The sequence below is a fragment of the Methylobacterium sp. J-048 genome (assembly GCF_022829515.1).
GTDB lineage: Bacteria > Pseudomonadota > Alphaproteobacteria > Rhizobiales > Beijerinckiaceae > Methylobacterium.
Genome location: NZ_JAKSYL010000174.1, coordinates 1 through 348 on the forward strand (window position 1 = coordinate 1; position 348 = coordinate 348).

Consider the following 348-nt stretch of genomic DNA (forward strand, 5'->3'; position numbering starts at 1 on the left):
CCTGGAGCCCCCTCCCCGGCCCCTGGCGGATGCCCGGAACGCGCTCTCCTCCCCCTTGCGGGGAGGAGTTGGAGGTGGGGGTGGCTCAGAAGGTACCGGAGCGCCTGATCCTGCACCACCCCCACCCCTGCCCCTCCCCGCCAGGGGGAGGGGAAACGCACAGTGCTTCAAGCGCTTACTGCCCGATGCGACGAGTGAATCCCGTGACCCTGCCCTCAGGCCGCGATCGCGCCCTGAGTGCCGCCGGATTGTGCCTGCGAGATCCTCTCGCCGTCCACCATGCTCCTCGACCGTGGTTCCAAGCGCCGCAACTACGCGGAAGCCGGGATCGGCCATCTCTGGCTGCTC

At 69.5% G+C, this 348-nt stretch carries 1 protein-coding gene; it reads left to right on the forward strand.

The features are described 5' to 3' along the window. Nucleotides 1-237 precede the first annotated feature (237 nt). A partial coding sequence (locus MKL09_RS17505) for a Uma2 family endonuclease (protein ID WP_313901190.1) occupies nt 238-348 on the forward strand: 111 nt, incomplete at its 3' end.